Raw genomic sequence first — 26,336 nt, 5'->3', positions numbered from 1 at the left:
TTGTTCATAAATTTCTTCCTTTAATATTGTTTATTACTAGTATTACTTAGTAATTGAATTTATATATAAAGGAAAATTAAGGGAAATTACCATTTTCAGAAAACAAAAAGGAACCTTCCTCAAGCAATTTGAGGAAGGTTTCTTTTTAGATATTATCAATCGATAGATTAAATACGTGTATCAATGAAGCCGCAGAAGGCATCAACAGGACTAACACCATTAAATTCAGAGCGTCCCATTAATTTTTCTACTAATAATTCTAATGTCTGCTTTTTGCTATCATAGGCATTAATGTACGTTTTCACTTGTGGTACATCTGCCAAGTGATATGGATATTGAACAGATACAAAAATAGTCGGCACCTCATGGATATAGAATGGAATATCTGGAGTACCTTTACTTGCCGGCCAAACAATTCTCTGTACTGTGCCAGGGTTAACATTGGCGATATTGATGATCAAATCATAGTGATCGGTTAATTCAGTAATAGGTCTCTTTTGGGCATATACATTGGCAATTGCTGCGAATCTTTCTTCCTCTGGAAGTTTCATAATTTTCTCTTCTGTTGATTCCCACACCGTTACTTCGAATCCTTGTGCTTCCAGCAATTCCTTCATCATATCCACAGCCTTTTCTTTACTGCCGATTAATGCACCAAATCCACCTTGGACACCCTTAACATCAACCAATAAAACACGTTTGTATTTTTCAGGTGTTACTGGCCAGATATCTTGTTTGTCTTTAACTAAGGTAATAGCTCTATCAGCAACTTCTTTGAATAATGCTTTGTTCTCTGGAAGGCCGATTTTTGCCATTGCTTCTTCTTTTGGTGGTAAAATTTCTGTTTTTACTTTTTTATGAAGACCTAATTTAGCTTTTAATCCTAAAATACGTTCTAAAGCTTCTTGGAGGCGTTCTTCCGTAATAATACCTTCTTTATAACCATCCATCATAAAGCCGAAGTCTTCATCTGGATCGTTAAAGAATAAGAATAAGTCACAACCAGCAGCAATGGCTGTAGGAAGTAGTTGACTTCTCTTCATGGCACCTGTTAAACCTAGCATGTGGCTGGCATCGGTTACTACAACGCCATTAAAACCTAGTTTGCCACGTAATAAATCTGTTGTGATTTCCTTTGAAAGAGTAGCGGGTAGAAGTTCTTCATCTTTTACATCAGGATTAAAGAATCTTTGGTAGGCAGGCAGATGAATATGACCAGCCATAATGGATGGTAATCCTGCATCAATTAATCCTTTGTATACTTTTCCATATGTTTTGTCCCACTCTTCAGTAGATAAGCTGTTCACACTGAAGGATAAATGTTGATCTCTCTCATCAACGCCGTCTCCAGGCCAGTGTTTTGCTGCAGGAGCAATACCGCTTTCTTGAATGCCTTTCATATAGGCAAGACTTAACTCAAGTACTAAATCTGGATTAGATCCGAAAGACCGGCTAGAAATAATAGGATTACGCCAATTGTAATTAATATCAACGATCGGAGCAAAACTCCAATTACAGCCAATGGCTGCAGCCTCTACACCAGAAACCCGGCCCATTTCATAGGCATATTTTGCATCATTGGTTGCCCCAATTTTTACTTCTACTCCTACTTCTGTTCCGTCCGTACATGCGCCGTTTCCACCCGCTTCTGTATTAGCCGCAATCAACAACGGTATTTTGCTGTTTTCTTGAAGAATTTTGTTTTGCTCATAAACTTCTTCCGCTTTACCGGGATTATAACGAACACCCGCGATATGATAATCATTTAAGACACCCGTTAAATACTCTTCAGTACGGCTGGAACCCATATTTATAAATAATTGCCCTATTTTTTCTTCAATGGTCATTGAGCAGATTGTCTCGTTCACCCATTTTATGTCTTCATCGTTTAAGTTGTAAGGTTTACCTTTCAAATCTACTTTTGTCACTGTTTGTACACTCCTTTGTTAATGTTTCATTCGAAACATACTATCTAAAATGTCAAATGTCTCAAAGTTAAGCCGCTCCTAGAAATAGCTTTCCCAAAACTAAAGCAAGTGGCCTATAAATGTAAGCCCTTTATTATCATAACTCAATTTAACCAAACTTGTATACTAGAATACCAATATTTTTTGAACAAATGTTACAAATAGTTGAATTTAGGAGAAGAAAAAGGCCGAACCGTCTTCAGGATCCGGCCAGTATTATATTTTTTTCAATATGAAAACCAAATACATTCGCAATAGTATTTATTTTACTTGGTTTCTAAAAAGTAAAATTGATATAATCACAAATGAAGCTTATTCTTTTAAAAAGTTAATTGGAATTTAGGGGCCAATAATCTGTTATATTTTCACGAAAAAAGGGGAACGGAAGATATGGAAATAATTAAAAGCAGCTCTATGATCCAATCCTTACAGATTGCGATTGGAATCTTAGAAGTCTTTTCTGCACAAAAGAGACCACTGAAGTTTCCTGAAATTCAAGAACTGACGGATATTTCAAAAAGTAACCTTTATAAATATTTAAATACGTTTGTTCAATCTGGAATGCTTTATCGGGATAAAGAGACGGGAACGTACATACTTGGGAGTAAACTGATTCAATTTGGCATGGTTGCCTTAGACCAGGAAAATATACTTGGGCGGATTACTCCGTTTTTAGACGCTATTAGCAAAAAGTCGGCCTGCTCGGTTACTTTTTCGATTTGGACCGAAAATGGACCGATGGTGATTAAATTGTTTAATAACAATTCTGGATTTAATATAGGGGTTCAGGTTGGTACGATCTTACCGGCCACTTCTTCAGCAGGAAAAATTTTTCTCTCTTTTAAAGAGGATTATTTACTAGAAGAATGGAGGGAAAGAGAACTAAAATTATTGAATCCAGAAAAAATCCAGGAATTAGAAAAAGAGTTGGATAGGATTCGTGAAAGAGAAATTACTTTTACCATTGAACCGATTGTTGCTTCTGTTTCCTCCATCTCTTTTCCGGTATTTAATTATCAAAAGCAGCTGGTGGGTGCAGTCGCAGTGATTGGATTTAATGAACAAATCCCGTTAAGTGAAGATGAGGAGCTCAGTCAATATATTCTATATATGAGCAGGGAGATTTCTAATAGTTTGGGGTATCAGCAAAACTAAATAGGAAATTTTATAATGGCGGCCGATAATCAATTGGCCTTTTTTGCATTGTCATTTATATTACATGGAAGATCATATAAAACAACTAGATCCATCACTTGGAAACTAGGGAGAGTTTTCAAAAAAATAAAATTCATTGAACTTCAAAAGGTTTGCTCGCTATTTCACGTATTTTTAATTTTCTAAAAATAATTGCATTTTTACTTTTTTAGAATTATAATCACATTATTCAAACTAATTACATAAATAGTGTAACAAACTCACTAATAGTGGAAAACAAGAAATTTATTTACACCATAGACACTGTGTATTTAGTAATGAAAATGCTTTTATTCTATTTTACAGGGTCAAAGAATTTATTTTTAAAAGGGAGATGAGACAAAATGAATAAGATTAATGTAACTAATTTCTTTGATAGTCAAAAATTTAACCGCTTTCATCTAGGTTTATTATTGTCATGTATCTTTATTATTGTTGTCGATGGTTACGATATGTTTATGCTTGGGGCAATTATGCCTTCATTGATGGAAGATTGGGGAATGGATCCCGTCACTGGAGGAAAGCTAGGTAGCTATGCTTTATTTGGAATGATGATTGGTGCCTTGGTATTTGGTCCTCTTGCCGATCGAATTGGTCGAAAAAAAGTCATTATCATTTGTACAGTCATGTTTTCTGTATTTACTTTTACATCAGGTTTTTCTAATGGACCAGATTCGTTTGGAATCCAACGTTTTATTGCCGGAATTGGTTTGGGCGGCGTTATGCCAAATCTAATTGCCTTAGTGACTGAATATGCACCCAAAAAATTAAAGAGCACGCTAGTGGCCGTTATGTTTAGTGGACATGCTTTCGGTGGGATTGTTGCTGCATTAGGTGCCCTAGCCTTACTTCCTAACTTTGGGTGGAAAGCAGTTGTTTTTCTAGCTGCTTTTCCCTTATTAATCCTTCCAATTCTTATCAGGGCAATGCCTGAATCCTATAGTTATTTAATTAAAGTAAACAAGAAAGAGGAATTAGTTAAAACGTTGAATAAAGTAAAAAATGATGGTAAATTCACCACGAATGACGAATATGTCATCCATGTGGCAGATGATAATGATACTTCATTGAGAAAGTTATTTACCGATAACCGTGGACGTAGTACTATCATGTTTTGGCTTGCTGCCTTTATGAGTTTAATTGTTATGTATGGTTTAAGTACATGGTTACCAAAAATCATGCAAAATGCTGGATATCCTATAGGTTCAAGTCTATTATTCTTAGTCACTCTTAATTTAGGCGGAGTTACAGGAGCTATTTTTGGCGGAAAACTTGCTGATAAGTTTGGGTCACGCAAAGTTCTTTTATTCTTCTTTCTGTTTGGATTTTTATCTTTATCAGCCTTAAGCTTAAGACCAAATATGATTCTATTATATGTATTGCTCTTTATTGCAGGAGCGACCACCACTGGAACTCAAATCAACACCAATGCCTATGTTTCACAATTTTATCCATCCGGAATTCGTTCCACAGGTGTTGGCTGGGAATTAGGAATTGGAAGAATTGGCGGTATACTTGGACCTACACTTGGAGGGATCCTATTAAGCTCACAACTTCCCTTCCATATTAACTTCCTATCTTTTGCAATTCCAAGTATTTTTGGAGCAATCGCTATTTTATTAGTACAAGAAAAATATGGCCAAATTAAAAAAGCTCAAATTAAGAGCAGTGAGCCTATTTTAAAAACACAAGAGGCATAAGAATTTTTGGACATCAATAAAAAAGCCGATACTACTTTTATAGTATCGGCTTTCCTTTTTCTATAACTTTATTGTAGGTGAACTAAATCTGTTGTGTGACAAAAAAGTCGGGAACTGGAATGGAACTATTCTGGGCTATATTGAAATTCCAAAATAAAAGACCACATTTTAGTGGTCTTTTGCACTTACAAAACTATTGCTGGGTAAATACAAAGGTCTCTTTCAGATCTCTTTTAATTCCGTTTTCTTTCCAAGTGACGACAATTTCCAATTCTTTTGCTTTTACCGCCAATGGAAAAACAGCAAAAACAAACTCTTGTCCCTTTTGTTCAATTCTAACCGATTGCTTATTTTCACTAAATAGTGCAAATTTCGTCTTGGAATTCGGTTCATCCCGAAATGCCTGGACGGTTACGGAGTCCACTTTTTTCCCAATGTTTTTGACTTTAAAGCTATAAGTATCATACACACCTTTTTTTGGTCTAAAAGAAGTTTTATCAAGTTGTTTTAGCATAGATATTGACATATAAAAAAGAAAAACTCGCCACATATGTTTGTGGCGAGTTCTCTCGTATTTTGCCCAGATCCTTATTCAACTAAAGCCCTCTTTAGTTTAAGTGTAAACCTTCACAAAGTTAAAGAAAGCAGAATTCCACGTATGAGAATCAGCTTTTTTCTATAAATGAATTTCAAATTATAATTTATTGTACCATTCATCATCAACAGGTTGTAACCATTCAGTTTCCCCTGGTGTCATTGCTAAGTGTACAAACCAACTGTCTTTTGTGGCACCGTGCCAATGTTTTACATTCGGCGGAATATTCACAACATCTCCCGTTTTAAGTAGTTGAGCAGGTTTTCCTTCTTCCTGATACCAACCCTCACCACCTGTAACTAACAAAACTTGCCCAACTTTGTGTGAGTGCCAGCTATTGCGGGCTCCTGGAGCAAAGGTTACATTCCCGATTGGAGCATTAAGTGGTGTAGGCTCCGTAAATACCATTTGTAAGTAAGCATCACCGATAAAATTCGCTTCAACTTTTTGTCCTAAAGGAAAGATTGTGCTATTTTTTAATTGTTCATTTTTCATTTTTTAATTTCTGCCTTTCTTTTAATGTAAAAAGGTTTTTAATCCTGTTTTGTAACATACTTCATCCACAGACCACCATCATCCAGTTTTTCTATGTCCTTTAAAAAGAAATTTACTGGTTGAGTTTTATTTAAATAAGAACTTGTTTCAAATAGTGTCATAGAGTTAGATGCAGCATCTGCAATTGGGACTAGAATCAGGCTCAATTCATCAATTAATCCTTCATTCAAAAAGGAACCATTTAAATTGCCCCCACCTTCTAACATCAACTTATCGATGGAAAATAGCTTTTTTAGCTTTTCCACTACTAGACTAAAGTTTAATCGTTCTTTTCCGCCGAAAATATAAGAAATGCCTATCTTTTTCAGATGAGCTAAGTATGCATCGGATACTTGTTCTGTAAGGACTTCTACTATGTGGTCCTCCGTTCTGTACTCATTCCATGGTTCTATTGAATTTTCAGTCCATCCTAATTTTCCAGACGGGTCTAATGCTATTACATAAGTTTTAGCATCTTTGTTTGCTACGTAATCAATTCTAGGGATCGTCTCAATGTTTTCTTGTGCTAAATCTAATTTATGTCCGAAAGTAAAGTGTTCCTCCATGGTAACCCTGCCACACATCCATGCTTTACAATCGTATTGTCCATGAATTTTTTCGTATTCGTCTGTAAAATATGCTGCTCGTTCCACTTTCAAATAATCTCCAAGGATTTTCCCATCCAATGAAGTTAGCATGTGACAGATTATATATGGTCTTTCCAATGTCATTACCCCTTCTTCAGCTTTCCAACTAGTGATGGTTAAAAGCTCACACCATATTAAAAGGTTGATTGAAATTTACCTCATTATTCTGGGGACTTAAATGCCTGATTTCTATTTGAGACAGCATTTTGAGATTCCTTTCATTATTCTGCTGGTTTTAGTGGTCCGTAAAAAAAGGAAGCCGTCGCTCCACCGTCAATAAGGAAATCAGACCCTGTGATGAAAGCTCCCTGCGGCATCATCAGCAGCTCAGCGACGTTTGCAACCTCATCAGCTGTTCCTGGTCGTCGGGCAGGGCACTTTGCAAACATATTCTTATAGAATTCTCCCCTTGGACCATTGAATTCGTCTATAGCCAATGGCGTTACGATAATCCCTGGAGAAATGGAATTGATACGAGCGTCTTTTTCTCCCCAGCGTATAGATTCAAACATAACACGCTTTACATTGCACCGTTTCGCCATTTGGTAAGCGTGCAACGTATCCCTGATATTTTCTGGCCGAAGGATTTCCAAACTAAGGAGTTCTTCACTTGGTGTCGTTGCTAGTTGTTCATCAATTTCAACTCCCAATTGAGGCATTCTATGTCCAGACTGACTGGATATTGTTACACCAACGCCTCCAGGAGCTATGACTTTTCCTACTTCCTCCAGCAATACTGCTGTTCCGTACAAATCCACCTTCAAAATAGTTTCAATAGGTGCCTGACTAGGTGACACGCCAGCTGCATTGATAAGAGCAGTAATTTCACCATACTTTTGACCTTCTGCAATCAAATTTAAAATAGATTCTCTGGAAGAAATGTCGGTTTCGACAGATACCACATCAAATCCTGCTTCATTCATAATTTTTGTAATAGCCTTGGCATTATCAAGGTTCTTATCACCAACAATAATTTTCTTACCAAAACCGATTCTTCTAGCTATCGCCATGCCAATCTGTCCAGCACCTGTCCAAAGTACAACCTCTTTCATTGTATTTCCTCCTTACCTTTATTCTTGGTTCCATATACTTTATAACAACAAGGGTAAAATTACCGTTCCTGTGATGTTGGGCGGATTATCATTTCGTTAATCGCTACATCAGCTGGCTGTTCAATAGCAAAAGCAATGGCACGGGCTATTGAATCAGCATCAATCGCACCTTCATAGATTTTATCGATACCTGGTTTCAGATCCATATCTGTAATTGAATTGGTTAATTCAGTTGCAACTGCTCCTGGTGAGATAATGGTGGAACGAATATTGTTTCCAGCCTCTTCTTTACGAAGACCTTCCGAAATAGCACGTACAGCGTGCTTCGTTCCAGCATAGACAGTACTACCAGCTCCTACAACGTGCCCTGCTACAGAAGAAACGTTAATAATATGACCTGATTTTTGTTCCCTCATCGTTGGAAGAACAGCAGCAATACCATAAAGTACGCCTTTGATATTTACATCTATCATCTTGTTCCAATCATCCACCTTTTTCTTATAAAGAAACGAATGTGGCATGACTCCTGCGTTGTTGACTAAAACATCTATTTTTCCAAACTCTTTAAGAGTTAACTCTGCCAGCTCTTCCATTTGTTCATGAGAAGTGACATCTGTTATCTTATAAATTGATTGACCACCACTATTTTGAATCTCTTCTTGCAATTTCTTTAAGCGGTCTTCACGGCGAGCTGCTAGAACCAACTTTGCACCTTTTGATGAAAGTTCTCTTGCGGCTGCTTCGCCAATACCACTTGAGGCACCTGTGATAACGACAACTTTACCTTGAATATTTGACATTCTTAGATACATCCTTTCTTTATTTCAATATGGATACCTTTATCATTCGGAAGGTAATTCAATTCGATTCTAGTAAGAAAATTAATATTGATTCATAATTGAACATCTGTCTATAATTATAAACAGATATAAAATGTATACAATTGTTAATTCACTTTAATCTGTTTAGTACTTAACAAATCAATAAAAATTGTTCATTATCTAAAAGGAAAGTTTGGTGAACCTTAAAATGCCTAAAGTAGATAGAAGAATAGCCAAAAGCCAAGAAGCCATAAAAAAAGCCTTGATTGAGCTAATGTCTGAAAAAAGTTTTGATGACATTACAATTCAGGACATTTCCGATTACGCAAATGTTAGCAGAGGAACCATCTATCTTCATTACGTGGATAAGTTTGATCTTCTGGATAAGCTCATAGAGGAACATATTAACGAAATGGGGGAAATCTGCGAAGCGACCTCCACAGCAGAATATACAGAAGCGAATCTGCCTTGGTTTGAATACCTTAAAAGTCATTATTTATTCTTTTCAACGATGTTAAAGAGTAAGGGAGCTCCTTCTTTCCGTAGTCAGTTCCATAAATTTTTAGTAGAGGAATTTAAGGACGAAGTCGATACATCACAAGGGAAAAACCATGGATTAAATGAAGATGTTCTTCTTCAATTTATTGTCACTTCATATGTTGGAATAGTGGAATGGTGGGTCAAGAATGGGATGCCTTATCCACCTCAAGTCATGGCAGAACAAGTGGGAATTTTGTTAGAAAGAAATCTATAATAATTTTTATATACAAAAAAAGGCTAGGAAATGTGAATATCTAGCCTTTTTCATTTACACCAGAGCAATTATCCTAATTCGTTTCTTCAGAAGTAGACACACTTTTACTGTTTTTAATTAGGAAGGCATTAAACAAGACAGCTAACAAGCTGGTTGTAAAAATAATTACCCCTAATGGTATGGCTGAGTATTCGCCCGCCATTCCTACTAGTGGAGAAGTGATGGAGCCTAATAAAAATGGCAGGATCCCTAACAGTGCCGAAGCACTCCCTGCAATATGCCCTTGCGACTCTATTGCTAACGTAAAGGAAATCGGCCCAATAATTCCTAATGATAAATTGAATAAGAAGAGTGAAATAACCAAAGCAAATAATGGTGCATGGAAAAATACGGCCATCAGCACTAGTACGCTGGCAATGAATGACAACGCCAACCCAATTAGAAAAATATTGCGGTCTGTTACCCGCCCCGCCAGTCGTTTTACTAACTGAGCTCCTAATATTAAACTAATTCCATTCAAAGCGAATAGAATAGAAAATATTTGAGGTGATACACCATAAATCTTTTGATAAATAAAAGGGCTGCCTGAAATATAAGCAAAACAGCCTGCGTATAAAATTCCAGATGCAAGAGCATACCCCATAAATTTTCCATTTTGAAGCAATGTTTTATAAATATTTAAAAGTGCCCTGCAATTACTTGAGACACGCTTCTCTACAGGCAAGGTTTCCTTCATTCTCCAAACTGTCATGATTGTTAAGTAAATTCCTATAATCCCTGTAAGGATAAAAACGCCGATCCAGGAGGTGAAAGAAATGACGGCACTTCCTGCTAGCGGTGAAAGTAATGGAGTAACACTAGTAATCGTGGTAAGAAGTGCAAAAAACTTAGTTAATTCAATTCCATTATATAAATCACTAACAATCGCACGAGTTATAACAAGCCCAGCTGAAGCCGAAAATCCTTGTATGAAACGTAAAGCAATAAAAACTTCCACATTGGGTGAAATGGCACAACCGACAGAGGAAACGAAAAAAAGAATCATAGAGATTAGTAACGGTTTACGTCTCCCATGGACATCACTTAAAGGACCTATTACAATCTGACCTAAACTTAATCCTAATAAAGCGGATGTTAAGCTCATTTGAACCATGGAGGCGTTAGTTCCAAAAAACTGCATAATTCGAGGAAATGCTGAAAGATACATATCAACAGTAAATGGCCCTAATGCACAAAAGACCGCAATCAAAAGGGCGAATCTAATAGGATTCCTATTAATCTTATTATCCATTAATCAACTACTCCTTTATCTATTTATTGTATAAATAATTTTTTATTTTAATAAGTAGCTCATGTAATAAGCTGCCATTTGAAAGGCAGCTTATTTTAATTTTTCTATTTAGAAAATGGTTTTTAGAATTAATTATTGATTTAATTCCCGTCTTTCATTCCACACAAAATTGGATGTTCTTTTAGCAATCAACCATTGCCCATTTTCATAAACGTATTGATCCTTATAAGAAACTGCCGAAGAATTATTTATTTTTTTTCCATTTTCGGAACTAATAAGGTCTACTCGACAATAGAGAGTTCCTTCCGCTTTATTCCCGTTAATCGACACCACATGTTGACCATTACTGTGATAAACTGTTTCAAAATTTGCAAGGAAACCTTCAAAAGCATTTCCTATTTCTTGGGTTCCCTTTAAACTTGAGGTTAACTCTCCGTTTACATAAGATTCTACAGTTGCATCTTTAGTAAAAAGTTCTGTTTGCTTCCAGACTTCTTTCACATCCGCCAATATTGAGAAATTATCAACAAGATCTCTTAGGGCTCTTACGTTCTCTAATTCATTAATTCTTTCTTCCAAGGTTTTTTGATTTTGTGTCATGTTTCTTCCTCCTTAATTATTAGGCATTTGCCTATCCTCATTAGTTTTGTTTTAAAGAATAATGTTTATTTACTTTTTGATTTTGAAGAGTTTACTGGATCCCAATTGTCTCGACGCTTCTGAAATTGCATTTCAACTCGCATGTTCCAAGTGTTTCTAAAACCATAAATTCTAGCATCAATTTTTAAATCACAAATAAGAATGGCTGTATTACCATCTATCGTGATTGTTGTTTCTTGAGGCATGGTTTTGAAGTACTTCATTTCTTCGCTTTCTATTTGTTCAAGCCATTCTTTCTTACTTTGTTGATAGCCATTCATGTGTACAAATTTATGGTTGTCATCAAAGATGTTATCTAAAGTTTCAGTATCTTTATTAACCATTGCATCATTTATCTGTTGATATACCGCAAGGATTTTTTGCTTATCTTTGCTCATCTTTGTAGTTGCAACCTCCTTTTCATCATTACAACAATTTCATTGCTGGCAGTACACTTCTGAGATCTATATAAAATCAACATTGATGTATTTATTCTCACCTGTGTATAATATAAAATGAAAATGGATAGCATTCAATTGCCAAATAATCATGTTTCGTGAATTAATGCACGAATTGGAGATAACTGTGTATTATTGGAGGACAAAAAGATGACAAAAGTGGATAGAAGAATCGCTAAATCTCAGGAAGCAATAAAAAATGCTCTTATTGAGCTGATGAATGAAAAACATTTCGACCAAATTACGCTACAAGAAATTTCCGACCGAGCCAATGTAAACAGAAGAACGATCTACCTTCATTACACGGATAAATTCGATCTGCTGGATAAACTTATCGAAGAACACATTAACAAATTGGAAGAACTGTTCGAAGAGTTATCTGAAGTAGACTTTATAACTAGTGGCCAAGCAATTTTTGAATACTTTCAAAAAAATTATTTATTTTTTTCAACAATGTTGGTCGGTGGGGGTTCCCATAATTTTCGAGCCCAATACATTGAGTTTTCTGTTGAACTGTTAAAGAGTGAAGTGAATACAGCAGAAGGCAAAAATAAAGGATTAAGTGATGAGATAATTGTTCGCTTTGTATCCGCTGCTTATGTAGAGGTAGTGGAATGGTGGCTCAAGAATGAAATGCCCTATCCTCCTCGTATCATGGCAGAACAAGTAGGGTTATTGATAAAGAGAATTATGTAATTTTCTCCTTCTGTCTTAGTAAAACCCCCGATTTTCTGTATATGGAAATCGGGGGTTGCTTGTTGTATAAGTACATTAATGTTCAAATTTAAAACTGCTAAGGTTTTTCACCATTTCAGGATTTCTATGTGAAAAGAACAAACTTTTTTTGGTATCTAACGTTTCAATCGTTTCCATATCCTCTTGGCTTAATTCAAAGTCGAAGATATTAAAGTTTTCAACGATTCTTTCCTTATGAACTGACTTCGGAATCACAACCACTTCTCTTTGGGTTAACCAACGTAAGACTACCTGAGCAACCGATTTATGATACTTTTCAGCAATTGATACCAAAACTTCATTCTGGAATAGGTTATTTCTTCCTTCAGCAAAAGGGCCCCAGGACTCTATCTGAACATTGTTCTCTTTCATAAATTGTGCACTTTCTACTTGTTGGCAGAAAGGATGTGTTTCAATTTGGTTCACTGCAGGAGTTACTTCATTATGAATACTTAAATCGATTAAACGGTCCATGTGGAAGTTACTAACTCCGATTGCCCTGATCTTCCCCTCACGATACAATTCCTCCATGGCACGCCATGAACCATAGACATCGCCATACGGCTGATGAATTAAATATAAATCCAAATAATCCAATTGCAGTTTTTCCAGTGATCTAGCGAATGCTTTCTTTGTGTTCTCATAACCAGCATCCTGAATCCACAGTTTTGTTGTAATAAACAATTCCTCTCTTGGCACGCCACTCCTTTTGATGGCTCTACCCACCGCTTCTTCATTTTGATAGGCCGAAGCAGTGTCGATTAGACGGTAACCCGCCATAAGGGCATCATAAACCGATTGTTCACATTCATTTGCATCATTAATCTGATAAACTCCAAAGCCAAGAATAGGCATCTCAACACCATTGTTTAATCTCACTTTTTGCATATGGAATCTCTCCTTTTTTATTTACTCACACTAATTAAGGTTTACTTACTCCCAGGCTTCGACGAACTTCTAATCCTGGCGTTACTGTCAATTTAACAATTAAGTCTGCAAGACTTTTACGAGAAACATCATGCCCTTTAAATGGTTCACCTTTTTGGGTTATTTCATAGTCAATTTCATCTTTATTGGTAAACCAGCCTGGTCTTAAAATGGTATAGTCAAGGTCTGAGGCTTCAACGGCCTCAGCTGATTTTCGATATGGGTCTAGTATAGTACTATACTTCTGTCCTGGGACTTCGTCATAAATTCCCATTGAACTAATCCAAATGAGACGTTTGATACCAGTCGCTTCCATTGCCTTCACAATGGTATTTGCCATTCGTTCAAGTTGTCCCTCTAGATTAGCATAGACCACATCCTGTCCAATCATGACTTCCTTTAACTTTTCAATGTCCAAAACATCGCCTTCGATTACTCGAACCCTATTTGAGTCTATATTCTTCAGTCTAGGTGAGTTACGGAGGTAAAGGGTTAACTGAACATCCGTCTCTCTAAGGAACACATCAATTGCCACACGAGCAACTGAGCCGTTTGCTCCAAGAATCAACACATTTGTCATTACCAAAAGCTCCTTTCATTCATTTCTACGGTTTCTATCAACCAACTGAATAAGCAGTGCCTTTCTAATAGATGGAATTCACTTCGGTTTAGTGATTTATCACCGTATAATAAATTCACATTAATGAATTAAATAACACCTGTATATTATTATAAACAGAAACAAAATGGCTACAATTGTTAAAATCCTTCGATTTGTATATTAGTGCTCAAATTGATTAAAATTGTGTAATACTTTAAAAAAGTTTTTACCCACATGGTGGGTAGTGTAGCCCCCTCATTACTATTACTTCTAACTGGACGATTAAAATAGAACTCTCTTACCATTAAAAAACCCCTACTTCCAGCATAAGGAATCAGGGTTTTTCCGTTTAAAAAAACATTTTTACTTTGAACTTAATGCACCAACTACAGGATGTGGAACATAAGGCTCTTCCAAATACGCAACTTCTTCAGTCGTTAATTTAACCGATAGAGCACCCATGGAATCTTCAAGGTGAGAAATTTTTGTAGCACCAATAATAGGGGCTGTGACTGGTTCTTTCTGCAATAACCAGGCAAGTGCGATTTGTGATCTTGGCACACCATGTTTTTCCGCCAATTCCGCAACTCGTTCCACGACTAAACGGTCATTATTTTCAGTTGCACCGTATTTAGATTTTTGAGTTGCATCCGTTTCAGAACGGAGAGTATCTTCTGACCAATCACGGGTTAATCTACCTGATGCAAGAGGGCTGTATGGAATTACGCCGATTTTTTCTTCCTTACATAACGGCAACATCTCCCGTTCCTCCTCACGGTATATGAGGTTAAGGTGATTTTGCATGGATACAAATCTTGTCCAACCATTTTTCTCAGCCACATGGTTCGCCTTCAAAAACTGCCATGCATACATGGCAGAAGCACCAATGTATCTTACCTTGCCAGCCTTCACTAGGTCATGGAGAGCTTCCATTGTTTCTTCGATTGGTGTGTTGTAATCCCAGCGATGAATCTGATACAGATCCACATAATCAGTCCCAAGACGTTTCAGACTCTTATCAATTTCTCTCATAATATTTTTTCGGGATAACCCTATACTGTTCGGGCCTTTACTGTTTAAATCTTTGCCCAATGGAAAATAAACCTTAGTTGCAATGACAATTTCATCCCGATTGGTAAAATATTTAAGGGCACGTCCGAGAAATTCTTCACTTGTTCCATCCGAGTATGTGTTCGCAGTATCAAAAAAATTGATACCTAACTCAAGAGCTTTTTTAATTACTGTACGACTGTTCTCTTCATCAATTACCCACGGATGCATCCAACGTTCCTTTTCTCCAAAACCCATACAGCCAAGGCAGAGTCTTGACACATCCAATCCCGTATTTCCGAGTTTTGTATATTCCATTTGCAAGTCCTCACTTTCCAAATGTTTTTAATCTTTCATTATTAGTATAAAAATATACCTGATACTTACAATTGTTAAATGATTAAAATTTGTTGAATAATGAACAATTCTATTAAAATTGTTCATTATTTTTATGAAGGTGACTTAGAAAATGGAGTGATGAACGAAAATTTAATTATAATGAAGTCTAAAAGTATAGGTATATTTATATTTCAATTAAAATCAATTTGTGAATGATTGTACTTAAATTAAACTGTACCGTTAGTTTAAGTGTATTGTTTCACAATCCTTCTCCAATATTTCAATATAAGTTTCATTACTTTTTAAAGTTCTTATCTCTTCTCTTTTTGAATTTTTTTCATGGAATCCCAATATAAAGACTCAACCCTGAAATTGGATTGAGTCTTAACTGACTTTTTTCAAAATTGTTAAAAGACATTCAAATCTAGTTCCCGACTTTGTTGTCATCCTACATTTAACCAACAACTATTCTCCAAATACATTCAAATATCAATAAATCAGAATGGGATTCTTATGTCCTTTATTATATCTTTTGTCCCAACCAAACTTAGCTTTAGCATAAATTATCCAAAATTTAATCACCTCTTAGAACTTTTTAATATTCCATAAACACCTGTTAACAAAAAAAGACCCAACCCTAGGATTGGATTGAGTCTTACTTGATCAATTATAAATGTTGAAAAATACTTTTCAAATCAGTTCCTGACTTTTTTGTCCAGTTCCCAACTTTTTTGTACGGTTCCCGACTTTTTTGTCTTTCAACAAAATCCATTAAAATTAATTGACTCCTATTCAACCGTAACCGACTTGGCAAGATTACGCGGTTTGTCGACGTCGCAATCGCGGTGTAAGGCTGCATAATATGACAGTAATTGTAATGGAATGACAGAGATAAGCGGTGTTAATAATTCATTTACTTCTGGAATGACGAAGCTGTCTTCGTCACGGTTTAAGCCTTCCATTGAAATGATACAAGGGTTTGCGCCACGAGCGACTACTTCCTTCACATTTCCACGGATACTTAAGTTAACACTTTCTTGCGTTGCGAGCGCGATGACAGGTGTACCTTCTTCGATTAAAGCGATTGTACCGTGCTTTAATTCCCCGCCGGCAAAACCTTCTGCTTGGATATAAGAGATCTCCTTTAGCTTCAAGGCACCCTCTAAGCCCACATAGAAGTCAATTCCACGGCCAATAAAGAAGGCATTGCGTGTGACGGAAAGAAATTCTCTCGCCATAATTTCAATGATCTCTTTGGAATCACAAAGAACCTCCATCGCATTAGCAACAATACCAAGATCTTTGACAAGATCAAAATCAACAGCTAGGTTGCGGCTCTTTGCGGCAACTTCCGCTAAAATAACAAGCACCGCCAATTGTGCTGTATATGCTTTTGTAGAAGCAACAGCAATTTCAGGTCCGGCATGTAAAAGAAGCGTAAAATCAGCTTCACGAGAAAGAGTAGAGCCTGGAACGTTTGTAATCGTTAAGGCTGGGTAACCCATTTCCTTTACATTCACAAGAACCGCACGGCTATCTGCGGTTTCACCACTTTGTGAAATAAAGATAAACATTGGTTTTTCAGAAAGAAGCGGCATATTGTAGCCAAATTCACTTGAGATATGAACCTCAACTGGGATTTTTGCCATTTTTTCAATAAACTGCTTTCCGACAAGACCAGCATGATAAGAAGTACCTGCAGCAATGATATACAAACGATCAGCTTCATTTAACGCAGCAATGATAGCAGGATCAATCGTTAATTCACCTTGCTCGTTCTGATAGGTTTGAATGATTCGGCGCATGACAAGCGGCTGCTCATCAATCTCTTTTAGCATATAATGTGGGTAGGTACCCTTTTCAATATCACTCAAGTCAAGTTCAGCCGTATATGGCGCACGGCTGATTACTTCACCACTTAAGTCTTGAATGGTGACTTCATTTTTCGTGACAAGCACAATTTCTTTGTCCATTAATTCCAAGTATTGATCAGTTACTTGCAGCATAGCCATCGCGTCGCTTGCGACTACATTAAAACCGTTTCCTATACCAACAAGTAATGGGCTTTTATTTTTTGCTACATAGATGGTGTCATTATCTTCTGCATCTAAAAGGGCAAGTGCATAAGAACCATGTAACAGCGTTAATGTTTTACGGAATGCTTCTAATACTTCTAATCCCTCGTTTACAAATAACTCAACCAATTGAACAATGACTTCCGTGTCTGTTTCACTTACGAACTGAACACCCGTTAAATATTCGTTCTTTAACAGATCATAGTTTTCAATTACACCGTTGTGTACAAGTGTAAAGCGGCCAGAAGCACTTTGGTGTGGATGGGAATTATGCTTACTTGGAACACCGTGTGTTGCCCAGCGAGTATGCCCAATTCCGATATTAGCCAAAACATTCCCATCTACGATATTGCGCAGATCCGCAATTCGGCCTTTTTCTTTAAAGACATGAATGCCATTCTCATTTTTAATCGCAATACCTGCTGAGTCATAGCCTCTATATTCAAGTTTTTCTAAACCTTTTAATAAAATTTCTTTCGAGTCACTATTTCCGATATATCCAACAATTCCACACATACTTTTGTTTCCTCCCTGATACAGGGGGCAAGAGTGCTTTTTGGGGCGTACTTGCCCCCTTATCTCTGTTTTTTTGAAGGTATCTGTCTATACCTGTTTAAACATTATTGTTAGTATGCGCATTTTCTCCTCTTTGTGCACAGAGTTACCCCAGTGTTTTAAAGGAGAAATTTTCGGTTGTGCGTCTCCAACCGGGAGGTATCCGCCGAACATTCGATAAACCTCCTCCTCGTCAACTAATCTAACCACAGAAGATTAGTTCAGGCGCTTTTAAAAAATATGCAGTTTTTACGATCCACCTTTCTCCTATTAATGGTAAAACATGCTTTGAAAAACAAAGCAAGTTAATACTACTATGACCTGACGATTTCGTCAACTATTATTAGGAATTAGTAGATTGTTTCCAATTGCAAGTACATCGTACATAATAAAATATGCATAAGGGACTTGTTCCGTTCCCTTATGCATATAAAGAAAAGCGCAAGCACCCTGGTCAGCGGCTTATGGCTTGAAGCTGGACATTTTTCAAAGTAGAATGCCCTATTCCTTTAATTCCATTTCTTCTTTTACTACAGTCACAATACGATCGACATAGGATGAACACAATTCCTCTGTTGCTGCCTCTGCCATAACACGGACAAGTGGTTCCGTTCCAGAAGGACGAACCAAGATTCTTCCGTTTCCTGCCATTTCCGTTTCTACTTCTTCGATCACTTCTTTTACCTTTTGATTATCCGTCACATGGTGTTTATCCGTTACGCGGACATTGACCAGTTTTTGCGGATATTTCTTCATTTCTCCTGCTAACTCGGATAATGGTTTTCCAGTCACCTTCATTATGTTGACTAATTGCAGCCCTGATAAAAGACCATCACCTGTTGTGTTATAGTCTAAGAAAATAATATGCCCAGATTGTTCGCCACCAAGATTAAAGCCATTCTTCTTCATCTCTTCCACTACGTAGCGATCCCCAACAGCCGTAGGTACACTATGGATTCCATGGCTTTCTAAGGCTTTATAAAAACCAAGGTTACTCATAACAGTCGAGACAATCGTACCATGCTTTAAGCGTCCCTGTTCCTTCATGTACTTCCCGCAGATATACATGATTTGGTCACCATCGACAATCGTTCCGTTTTCATCAATTGCAATCAGACGATCGCCATCTCCGTCAAAAGAAAGACCCACATCGGCCCCTTTTTCCTTTACAAGTGCAGCAAGAGCTTCTGGGTGAGTAGAGCCCACTCCGGCGTTAATATTTAATCCATTTGGTGATGCACCCATCATAGATAAATCTGCATCCAAATCAGCAAAAAGATGGTTTGCTAATGAAGAAGTAGCACCATGGGCACAGTCTAAAGCAATATGAATGCCTGAGAAGTCTTCATCCACTGTATTTTTTAAGTATTGGAGATACTTTTGACCACCTTCGAAATAATCCATGACAAGACCTAAGTCTTCACCTGTTGGCCGTGGCAATTGATCTTCTGGTAAATCAATTAACGATTCAATTTCTAGCTCTTGATCATCTGATAATTTAAAGCCATCAGGACCAAAGAATTTAATTCCGTTATCTGCTACTGGATTGTGAGAAGCGGAAATCATTACACCTGCTTGGGCGCCTAAGGCCTTCGTTAAATAAGCTACACCAGGAGTTGAAATGACACCCAAACGCATGACTTCTGCACCGATTGAAAGTAAGCCTGCCACGAGCGCTCCTTCAAGCATATGTCCCGATATACGTGTATCCCTTCCAATTATAACCTTGGGACGATCTTTATCCTTTGTTAGAACATACCCGCCAAATCGGCCCAATTTAAAGGCCATTTCCGGTGTTAATTCGCTATTTGCTACTCCACGTACCCCATCGGTACCGAAATATTTTCCCATTTTAAAAATCTCTCCTTCAACATGTATTGCTGGTTATTAGGCATTATTGGTTGTTATCGTCACTTTTGCAGTCGATTTATCAGGAGTCCATTTCACATTCTTTGGACCTTCTACCTGAATGTTGACATCATGGCTGCCCTCAGTTAAACCTGTCAAGTCTATAAACACAGAAAAGTCTTGAGGGGTTAATCCTGTCACTGCCTCACTTGGTCCATTCACCAATAAATTTAATGTGTGACTTGTGGGATCCGTAATTTCTGCCTTTAAGTTATCCGTTAATCCCTTTATATTCACAGGGACACCCGAGACTGTCTTCTCTTCTTGTTTGTTTACAACTATTGTTGCCTTGACTATTTGAGGGGTTACTTTCGTAATCCCATTCGAGATAATAACAGGCAGCGTAAGGGTTGTGTTTTCCGTGATTTTACTTAAATCTACTTCTACACGGACACTCTCTGTATTCTTAAGAATATCCTCATCCCCCGTAATCTTCGCTTCTTTTTCATCAATTTCTATTGATTCAATCGTCACTCCAGTGGGAGCTGTTCCTTTTCTCACAATATTAATTGGCACCGTCTTAGTGTTACTTTTCACTGGTATAGTTACTGTAACAATTTGCGGTTCAACCGCCACATTTAACTTATTTAAGTCTTTATCCAATACTTGTATGCGTGCTTCTCCTGAAGTGGTCTCTTTCAATTTATCCTTTTCTTCAAGCGTTGCCTTTACAAAGGCAATCTTGTCAATGTCACTCTTCGCACCTGTAATCTTAACTTTATTTGGTTTTACCACAGGTTGTCCCGCAGAATACCCGTCTTCAATCTGACTTGTATTAAATTCTGCTTCCACCTTAAACTCCTTGGTAATCTTTTCTTGGACCGTAACAGTTACAGTAGCAGGTTTCAAAGTGGCCTTTAATTTATCCGATAAATCCTTAACCTCTAATTTTACTTTCTGTTTTCCTACCCTGGCATCTGCCAAGTTTACAAATACTTCAAAGTTCCTTAATGCCTTAGCATTTTGAACATGTGTATTAGGCCCTTTTAACGTGATATCAACCGTTTCAGGAATTCCGGAAACGACAAGATTTTCCGTATCATAATAGGCTTTTACCGGAAAGTCCTTAATGGTCTCTGTTGTTTGCTTTCCAGGAACATTGACATCCGTTAGTTTTTGTGGAATGGAAGAATATAACAGCACGGCCAATAACAAGGCAAGAATTTTTATAAACCAGGGATTATCCATCAGTTTATCCATTATTTTTCCCCCTCCAGTTCCAACGAGCTGAAGATGCCTGTTTTGTGTTATGAACGATCAATTCACTCGTGAGTATCTCTTTTAATTCCTCTAATTTTAAATCGCGATGGAGTCCTCCATTTTTAGTTAGGGAGATTCCGCCTGTTTCTTCTGATACAACGACCGTTATACTATCTGTAACCTCACTAATTCCTAAGGCAGCTCGGTGCCTCGTACCAAGTTCCTTTGAAATAAACGGACTCTCAGATAAAGGAAGATAGCATGCTGCAGCTGCAACAATATTTTTTTGAATAATAACGGCACCATCATGAAGCGGGGTATTAGGAATAAAAATATTAATGAGCAATTCTGATGAAATAGTAGAATTTAACTGGATCCCAGTTTCTATATAATCGCCCATACCGGTTTCTCTTTCGATTGAGATTAATGCTCCAATTCGACGTTTTGCCATATAATCGGTGGCCTTAACAATCGCCTCAACAGTTTTTTCTTGATTGTCATCATCTTGACTGCTGCTTCTAGAAAAAAAGCGTCCTCTTCCTAATTGCTCAAGAGCCCTTCTAAGCTCTGGCTGAAAGATGATGATAACGGCAAGAAATCCCCAATTTATGGCCTGTTGCATCATCCAGCTTAATGTAGTTAAGCCGAGCCACCCACTGAGAACTCTGACAAGAAGAATTACGAGTATACCCTTCAATAACTGAACGGCTTTCGTACCTCTTATCAAATTAATCAGTTTGTAAATGACATACCATACGAGGGCAATATCAACAATACTAGCTAGGTACTTCCATAACGTGAAATCAACAAACTGCATTGTTTTTCCTCCGTAACTTTCATAAACAAAAATTGAATGAACCTATTTATTATACCATACATGCAACATAAACTTATTATATGTATCTTTTTAAAAAAACAAATCACTCACATTGGAGTGATTCGTCTTTTTATTCAGTTGCAGGTTGTTCAAAGAGACTGACTGCTTTTTGTGCCGCACTTTTCATTTGGAACCAGATCCAATCAAATACTTCATTTACTTCTTCAATTTGACCTGTAACGTGCCCCGCAGATGCCAGGTACTTTTCACCATGAATAACGGTAACATTGCCTTGAACTTCACCCTCTATTTGTAAATCCCCATTGCGGACAACAACATCGCCCTTAACGGTTTCTCCTTTTGGGACTATGACTGTATTATTTTCCACGACTAAGTTTTTCTGCTTTGATACAGAGAATTCTTGATCTTGACTCCAAGTAGAAATCAAACTTCCCATCATCAAAACGACAAAAACAGCTGCAGCCGTAAGCATTGGATGATTTTTAAACCAGCGCTGCATGGAAACCTTCTTTTTCTCCTTTGGTAAACGAGCCATGACATTAGCAGTGAAGTCGGCAGGTGCCTGCATATGCGACGTACTTTGTACGAAAGCTATTGTCTTTTTTAGTTCATTAAAAATTGTTTCACATTCTTTACAGCTTTGGAGGTGGTCTCGCAGTAATTGTTCTCTTTCAGAATCGATTTCGTCATCTAGGTATTCATGCATTAGTTCGATGATTTGTTCTGGACACATTTGTTTTGTTCACCTCTTTACACATATCGTAATTGCTGCCTTAAAGCTTCCCGCCCACGATGGATTCTCGTTTTTACAGTACCAAGCGGCAGGTCCAAAATTTCACTTATTTCATTTAAGGACAGTTCTTCAATGTATTTTAAAACAATAGCTGATCGATATTTTTCAGGCAGCTTAAGAATTTCTTTTTGAACGGTTTCATGGAGTTCTAGACTTTCAACCTCTGATTCCGGCAAAGGCGTATCAGAAGGAATTTGTGAATACATGGTTAGCCCTTCTGTCCCTTTTACTTCTGCATCCAGATAATGATCGGGTTTCTTTTTTCGCATCCGATCAATGCATAAATTGGTGGCAATCCGAAAAAGCCATGTCGAAAACTTTAAATCCTGATTAAAGGACTTAATGTTCACATAAGCGCGGATAAATGCTTCCTGTGCCATATCCTCTGCCTCATGACGATTTCCCAGCATTCTGTAGCAAAGCTGATAAACACTGTTTTTATATAGTTCAACAATTTCACCAAAGGCATCTTGGTCGCCTTTGATCACCTGTTTTATTCGTTTTTTTACAATCGTTTCCATGAAATTACCTCAGCTCCAATGCTGCTATACGCTAATACGAATCGAATTGCGAAAAAGTTTCATTTTAAATAAAAAACTTCTCAATACCTATAATATTAACAAAAATTTACTAAAGTTGGACACCAATAAGTTTAAAGTTTTCAATACAGGAGAAAAAGGTAGTAGGTCTTTGGGAAGTAGGTGAAAGGATGTCTACTCATTTTAGACGTTTGATAGCAGAAATTGAATGCTGTCGGAATGAAATGGTCCGTTTAGCCGCCGAAACATCATTCGGTCATCAAACGGTGATTGAGACTAGCAAGAAGCTTGATGGTTTATTGAATGAATATGATCTTTTAAAAAAATAAATCAGCTGCAATTACTAAATGCAGCTGATTTATTTTTATAGTAATTTTTCTCCGAACAATGACCCCATTAATTCAACCGCTACCGATGCCGTTTTATTTTTTTCATCTAAGATTGGATTAACTTCCACAAATTCCGCCGATGTAATGATGCCAGCTTCTTCTAGCATTTCCATGGCAAGATGACTTTCCCGGTAGCTGATTCCGCCTAGTACGGGAGTTCCTACTCCTGGACATTCACTTGGATCTAATCCATCCAAATCTAGTGAAAGGTGAACACCATCCGTTCGATTCTTTAGGAATTCTATCGTTTCTTCCATAACCTTTGCCATTCCCAACCGATCTATTTCGTGCATTGTGTACACTTTCATACCCTTTTCCTTAATGAGTATCCTCTCACCCTCATCAAGAGACCGGGCACCAATAATCACGACATTCTCTGGTTTGACCTTTGGAAAGTAACCACCGAGTTCCACTAATTTACTGTGCCCTAATCCTATGCTTACTGCTAAAGGCATGCCGTGGATATTTCCTGAAGGGCTAGTCTCAGCTGTATTTAAATCACCATGAGCATCATACCAAATCACACCCAGATTCTGATAGTGTTTGGAAATTCCCGCTAACGTACCAATAGCAATGCTGTGGTCCCCACCGAGTACAAGCGGAAATGAACCGGATTGGACTGCGGCATCTACCTTTTCTGCAAGCAAGGCGCTTTTTTCAGCAACTAAATCTAAATTTCGCAGGTTAGACTCTTTATCAATCACTACTTCAGGTCTGCCGACTGGAATATCACCCAAATCATGAATTTCATCAAATAAGGGTTTTAATCGTTCATTGATTCCCGCATAACGAATGGCACTTGGCCCCATATCTACTCCACGCCTCATTTGACCTAAATCCATTGGCATACCAATAATAGACAACTTTTTAGTCATTATTTGTTTCCCCCCTGCCTTATTATAGCTTTATTGTAACTGCTTACATATAAATGACTCAACTCGACAAAATCATGTATAAATATACGGTATTTTAAAAAGGTTCTGATAATTTATGAGCGAGGGGACAAGACATTGGATGAAGATCGTTCTGGTGGTTGAGCGATGTTCTCTCGTTACTACCCACTTTGAACGTTTTATTTTCCGCTTTTGGAAATTTACTTTCCGCTTTTCTTCATTTACTTTCCGATTTGGAACATTTACTTTCCACTTTCATTATTTTACTTTCCACTTCTAAAAATCCACCCCCAGAATCTGCAAAAGAGCCAGGCAAGGCAGCCTGGCTCAGATACTTTTCCTCTCTGTTATCTAATTCTTCGTCTTTTTATATAGCTGATTGCTTAATAGAGACTAAGTTAAATTACCTTTTTAACTGAACTTTTCTCGTTACTGTCCACTTTGAACGTCTTACTTTCCGCTTTTGGAAATTTACTTTCCTCTTTTCTTCTTTTACTTTCCACTTATGGACATTTACTTTCCGCTTTTATCATTTTACTTTCCACTTCAAATTGTATAGGAATTTTTTAGTGGGCTTGACCCCAAAATTACCTTTAGGAAATTTTACGTTTAGACCCCAAGAAACTCTTTGAAAAATAAAAAAGCCTTAAATCAGTAAGCTGATTTAAGGCAAAATATGTAGTGTGATGGTGGAGTCTAGGGGGATCGAACCCCTGACCTCCTGCGTGCAAAGCAGGCGCTCTCCCAGCTGAGCTAAGACCCCAAATAAAGTTGGAGCGGAAGACGGGATTCGAACCCGCGACCCCCACCTTGGCAAGGTGATGTTCTACCACTGAACTACTTCCGCATATTCAAAAGTAAAAACCCATCATATAAGATCATCAGGGTTTTTACTAAAATTTTATGATGAGCCATGAAGGACTCGAACCTTCGACCCTCTGATTAAAAGTCAGATGCTCTACCAACTGAGCTAATGGCTCTCTGGCTGGGCTAGCTGGATTTGAACCAACGCATGTCGCAGTCAAAGTGCGATGCCTTACCGCTTGGCTATAGCCCAACAATGATGTGATAATGATAGTATGTCCAACTTTTTTTAAAAATATGAATGGTGGAGGGGGACGGATTCGAACCGCCGAACCCGGAGGGAGCGGATTTACAGTCCGCCGCGTTTAGCCACTTCGCTACCCCTCCATATTCAATTAAAAAAGAATGGTGCCGGCGAGAGGACTTGAACCCCCAACCTACTGATTACAAGTCAGTTGCTCTACCAATTGAGCTACCCCGGCAAATAATAGTTTAGAAAAATTATGGTGGAGGATGACGGGATCGAACCGCCGACCCTCTGCTTGTAAGGCAGATGCTCTCCCAGCTGAGCTAATCCTCCAAATATGGTGACCCCTACGGGACTCGAACCCGTGTTACCTCCGTGAAAGGGAGGTGTCTTAACCGCTTGACCAAGGGGCCTATTTTATTAGGTAAGCTCCCAAGCGGGCTCGAACCGCTGACCTCTTCCTTACCATGGAAGTGCTCTACCTACTGAGCTATGGAAGCATAGCTGATTTAAAGGTTTACATAAAAATGGCTCCGCAGGTAGGACTCGAACCTACGACCGATCGGTTAACAGCCGATAGCTCTACCACTGAGCTACTGCGGAACAATAAGATTACAGCCTGGCAACGTCCTACTCTCACAGGGACGCGTGTCCCAACTACCATCGGCGCTGAGAAGCTTAACTTCCGTGTTCGGTATGGGAACGGGTGTGACCTTCTCGCCATAATTGCCAGACTATATTATTCAATTGACACTATTTAATTATAATGCCTTTTTAAAATTTTTCAAGAG

24 protein-coding genes, 10 tRNA genes and 1 rRNA gene are annotated in these 26,336 nt (G+C 37.7%); 5 read left to right on the top strand and 30 right to left on the bottom strand.

Features of this window, described 5'->3' with window-relative positions:
• Positions 1-167: 167 nt before the first annotated feature.
• The gene (locus AC4E8C_RS01135; protein ID WP_490209595.1) at positions 168-1,928 is read right to left on the bottom strand and encodes a glycoside hydrolase family 3 protein; all 1,761 of its coding nucleotides are present in this window, start codon (positions 1,926-1,928) and stop codon (positions 168-170) included.
• A 429-nt stretch (positions 1,929-2,357) separates the two neighbouring features.
• Here AC4E8C_RS01135 and AC4E8C_RS01130 point away from each other — a divergent pair, with 429 nt between their 5' ends.
• Both AC4E8C_RS01130 and AC4E8C_RS01125 read left to right on the top strand, forming a co-directional pair.
• On the top strand, positions 2,358-3,122 hold the full coding sequence (locus AC4E8C_RS01130) for an IclR family transcriptional regulator (RefSeq protein WP_490209593.1): 765 nt from the start codon (positions 2,358-2,360) through the stop codon (positions 3,120-3,122).
• Between the two features lie 383 nt (positions 3,123-3,505).
• A complete protein-coding gene (locus tag AC4E8C_RS01125; RefSeq protein ID WP_490209591.1) occupies positions 3,506-4,861 on the top strand; it encodes an MFS transporter in 1,356 nt (451 codons plus the stop codon).
• A gap of 193 nt (positions 4,862-5,054) precedes the next feature.
• Here AC4E8C_RS01125 and AC4E8C_RS01120 read toward each other — a convergent pair whose 3' ends face one another.
• The 5 genes from AC4E8C_RS01120 to AC4E8C_RS01100 form a co-directional block, all read right to left on the bottom strand.
• The gene (locus AC4E8C_RS01120) at positions 5,055-5,375 is read right to left on the bottom strand and encodes a hypothetical protein (RefSeq protein WP_490209590.1); all 321 of its coding nucleotides are present in this window, start codon (positions 5,373-5,375) and stop codon (positions 5,055-5,057) included.
• 180 nt (positions 5,376-5,555) lie between these two features.
• Complete coding sequence (locus AC4E8C_RS01115; RefSeq protein ID WP_490209588.1) at positions 5,556-5,951, bottom strand: cupin domain-containing protein; 396 nt, start codon at positions 5,949-5,951, stop codon at positions 5,556-5,558.
• 38 nt (positions 5,952-5,989) lie between these two features.
• Positions 5,990-6,715 (bottom strand): dihydrofolate reductase family protein, encoded by a 726-nt coding sequence (locus AC4E8C_RS01110; RefSeq protein ID WP_490209586.1) that lies wholly within the window; start codon positions 6,713-6,715, stop codon positions 5,990-5,992.
• A 143-nt stretch (positions 6,716-6,858) separates the two neighbouring features.
• Positions 6,859-7,689 carry an SDR family oxidoreductase gene (locus AC4E8C_RS01105; RefSeq protein ID WP_490209585.1) on the bottom strand — a complete coding sequence of 277 codons (831 nt, stop codon included), beginning with the start codon at positions 7,687-7,689 and terminating at the stop codon, positions 6,859-6,861.
• 59 nt (positions 7,690-7,748) lie between these two features.
• Positions 7,749-8,489, bottom strand: coding sequence for an SDR family oxidoreductase (locus AC4E8C_RS01100; RefSeq protein WP_490209583.1), 741 nt, complete (start codon positions 8,487-8,489; stop codon positions 7,749-7,751).
• 229 nt (positions 8,490-8,718) lie between these two features.
• Between AC4E8C_RS01100 and AC4E8C_RS01095 the strand changes: the two genes are divergently transcribed.
• On the top strand, positions 8,719-9,264 hold the full coding sequence (locus tag AC4E8C_RS01095) for a TetR/AcrR family transcriptional regulator (RefSeq protein WP_490209581.1): 546 nt from the start codon (positions 8,719-8,721) through the stop codon (positions 9,262-9,264).
• Positions 9,265-9,337: 73 nt separating this feature from the next.
• Here the strand turns inward: AC4E8C_RS01095 and AC4E8C_RS01090 are convergent, their stop codons facing one another.
• From AC4E8C_RS01090 to AC4E8C_RS01080, 3 genes are all read right to left on the bottom strand, one after another.
• Positions 9,338-10,555, bottom strand: coding sequence for a multidrug effflux MFS transporter (locus AC4E8C_RS01090; RefSeq protein WP_490209579.1), 1,218 nt, complete (start codon positions 10,553-10,555; stop codon positions 9,338-9,340).
• Between the two features lie 132 nt (positions 10,556-10,687).
• On the bottom strand, positions 10,688-11,155 hold the full coding sequence (locus AC4E8C_RS01085) for a nuclear transport factor 2 family protein (protein ID WP_490209577.1): 468 nt from the start codon (positions 11,153-11,155) through the stop codon (positions 10,688-10,690).
• A gap of 65 nt (positions 11,156-11,220) precedes the next feature.
• A complete protein-coding gene (locus tag AC4E8C_RS01080; RefSeq protein WP_490209575.1) occupies positions 11,221-11,592 on the bottom strand; it encodes a nuclear transport factor 2 family protein in 372 nt (123 codons plus the stop codon).
• Between the two features lie 210 nt (positions 11,593-11,802).
• On the opposite strand from AC4E8C_RS01080, the gene AC4E8C_RS01075 reads away from it, so the two are divergent.
• The gene (locus AC4E8C_RS01075) at positions 11,803-12,348 is read left to right on the top strand and encodes a TetR/AcrR family transcriptional regulator (protein ID WP_490209573.1); all 546 of its coding nucleotides are present in this window, start codon (positions 11,803-11,805) and stop codon (positions 12,346-12,348) included.
• 75 nt (positions 12,349-12,423) lie between these two features.
• On the opposite strand, the gene AC4E8C_RS01070 is transcribed toward AC4E8C_RS01075, so the two are convergent.
• The 9 genes from AC4E8C_RS01070 to sigW all read right to left on the bottom strand — a co-directional run bounded on the left by AC4E8C_RS01070 (position 12,424) and on the right by sigW (position 23,194).
• Complete coding sequence (locus AC4E8C_RS01070; RefSeq protein ID WP_490209571.1) at positions 12,424-13,275, bottom strand: aldo/keto reductase; 852 nt, start codon at positions 13,273-13,275, stop codon at positions 12,424-12,426.
• Between the two features lie 34 nt (positions 13,276-13,309).
• Entirely contained in the window at positions 13,310-13,894 is a 585-nt protein-coding gene (locus AC4E8C_RS01065; protein ID WP_490209569.1) for an NAD(P)H-binding protein, read from the bottom strand.
• Positions 13,895-14,278: 384 nt separating this feature from the next.
• Positions 14,279-15,283, bottom strand: coding sequence for an aldo/keto reductase (locus AC4E8C_RS01060; RefSeq protein WP_490209567.1), 1,005 nt, complete (start codon positions 15,281-15,283; stop codon positions 14,279-14,281).
• An 809-nt stretch (positions 15,284-16,092) separates the two neighbouring features.
• The gene (glmS, locus tag AC4E8C_RS01055; RefSeq protein WP_490209565.1) at positions 16,093-17,895 is read right to left on the bottom strand and encodes a glutamine--fructose-6-phosphate transaminase (isomerizing); all 1,803 of its coding nucleotides are present in this window, start codon (positions 17,893-17,895) and stop codon (positions 16,093-16,095) included.
• A 540-nt stretch (positions 17,896-18,435) separates the two neighbouring features.
• Positions 18,436-19,785: a phosphoglucosamine mutase gene (gene glmM, locus AC4E8C_RS01050; protein WP_490209563.1), complete on the bottom strand. Its 1,350-nt coding sequence runs from the start codon at positions 19,783-19,785 to the stop codon at positions 18,436-18,438.
• Between the two features lie 36 nt (positions 19,786-19,821).
• Complete coding sequence (locus AC4E8C_RS01045) at positions 19,822-21,042, bottom strand: CdaR family protein (protein WP_490209561.1); 1,221 nt, start codon at positions 21,040-21,042, stop codon at positions 19,822-19,824.
• A complete protein-coding gene (cdaA, locus tag AC4E8C_RS01040; protein WP_490209559.1) occupies positions 21,035-21,859 on the bottom strand; it encodes a diadenylate cyclase CdaA in 825 nt (274 codons plus the stop codon). The genes AC4E8C_RS01045 and cdaA overlap by 8 nt, the downstream gene beginning before the upstream one ends.
• Positions 21,860-21,989: 130 nt before the next feature.
• Positions 21,990-22,613, bottom strand: a complete 624-nt coding sequence (locus AC4E8C_RS01035; protein WP_490209557.1) for a zf-HC2 domain-containing protein — start codon at positions 22,611-22,613, stop codon at positions 21,990-21,992.
• A gap of 17 nt (positions 22,614-22,630) precedes the next feature.
• Positions 22,631-23,194 carry an RNA polymerase sigma factor SigW gene (sigW, locus tag AC4E8C_RS01030; protein WP_490209556.1) on the bottom strand — a complete coding sequence of 188 codons (564 nt, stop codon included), beginning with the start codon at positions 23,192-23,194 and terminating at the stop codon, positions 22,631-22,633.
• Positions 23,195-23,382: 188 nt separating this feature from the next.
• On the opposite strand from sigW, the gene AC4E8C_RS01025 reads away from it, so the two are divergent.
• Entirely contained in the window at positions 23,383-23,541 is a 159-nt protein-coding gene (locus tag AC4E8C_RS01025; RefSeq protein WP_490209554.1) for a Spo0E family sporulation regulatory protein-aspartic acid phosphatase, read from the top strand.
• A gap of 35 nt (positions 23,542-23,576) precedes the next feature.
• Here AC4E8C_RS01025 and rocF read toward each other — a convergent pair whose 3' ends face one another.
• From rocF to rrf, 12 genes are all read right to left on the bottom strand, one after another.
• Positions 23,577-24,476, bottom strand: coding sequence for an arginase (gene rocF, locus AC4E8C_RS01020; RefSeq protein WP_490209552.1), 900 nt, complete (start codon positions 24,474-24,476; stop codon positions 23,577-23,579).
• Between the two features lie 705 nt (positions 24,477-25,181).
• A tRNA-Ala gene (locus AC4E8C_RS01015) sits at positions 25,182-25,257 on the bottom strand.
• A 9-nt stretch (positions 25,258-25,266) separates the two neighbouring features.
• Positions 25,267-25,341 (bottom strand) — tRNA-Gly (locus AC4E8C_RS01010).
• 60 nt (positions 25,342-25,401) lie between these two features.
• A tRNA-Lys gene (locus AC4E8C_RS01005) sits at positions 25,402-25,474 on the bottom strand.
• A 2-nt stretch (positions 25,475-25,476) separates the two neighbouring features.
• Positions 25,477-25,551 (bottom strand) — tRNA-Gln (locus AC4E8C_RS01000).
• 49 nt (positions 25,552-25,600) lie between these two features.
• Positions 25,601-25,685 (bottom strand) — tRNA-Tyr (locus AC4E8C_RS00995).
• A 19-nt stretch (positions 25,686-25,704) separates the two neighbouring features.
• Positions 25,705-25,780, bottom strand: a tRNA-Thr gene (locus tag AC4E8C_RS00990).
• 22 nt (positions 25,781-25,802) lie between these two features.
• Positions 25,803-25,878 (bottom strand) — tRNA-Val (locus AC4E8C_RS00985).
• Positions 25,879-25,883: 5 nt separating this feature from the next.
• Positions 25,884-25,958 (bottom strand) — tRNA-Glu (locus AC4E8C_RS00980).
• A 14-nt stretch (positions 25,959-25,972) separates the two neighbouring features.
• Positions 25,973-26,045 (bottom strand) — tRNA-Thr (locus AC4E8C_RS00975).
• Between the two features lie 28 nt (positions 26,046-26,073).
• Positions 26,074-26,148: transfer RNA gene (locus AC4E8C_RS00970), tRNA-Asn, on the bottom strand.
• 14 nt (positions 26,149-26,162) lie between these two features.
• Positions 26,163-26,279 (bottom strand): 5S ribosomal RNA (gene rrf / locus AC4E8C_RS00965).
• Positions 26,280-26,336 lie beyond the last annotated feature (57 nt).

It is taken from the genome of Neobacillus sp. SRL179 (assembly GCF_984799095.1).
The sequence above is the reverse complement of the archived record's forward strand: the minus strand, read 5'-3'. Positions and strand labels throughout refer to the sequence as shown.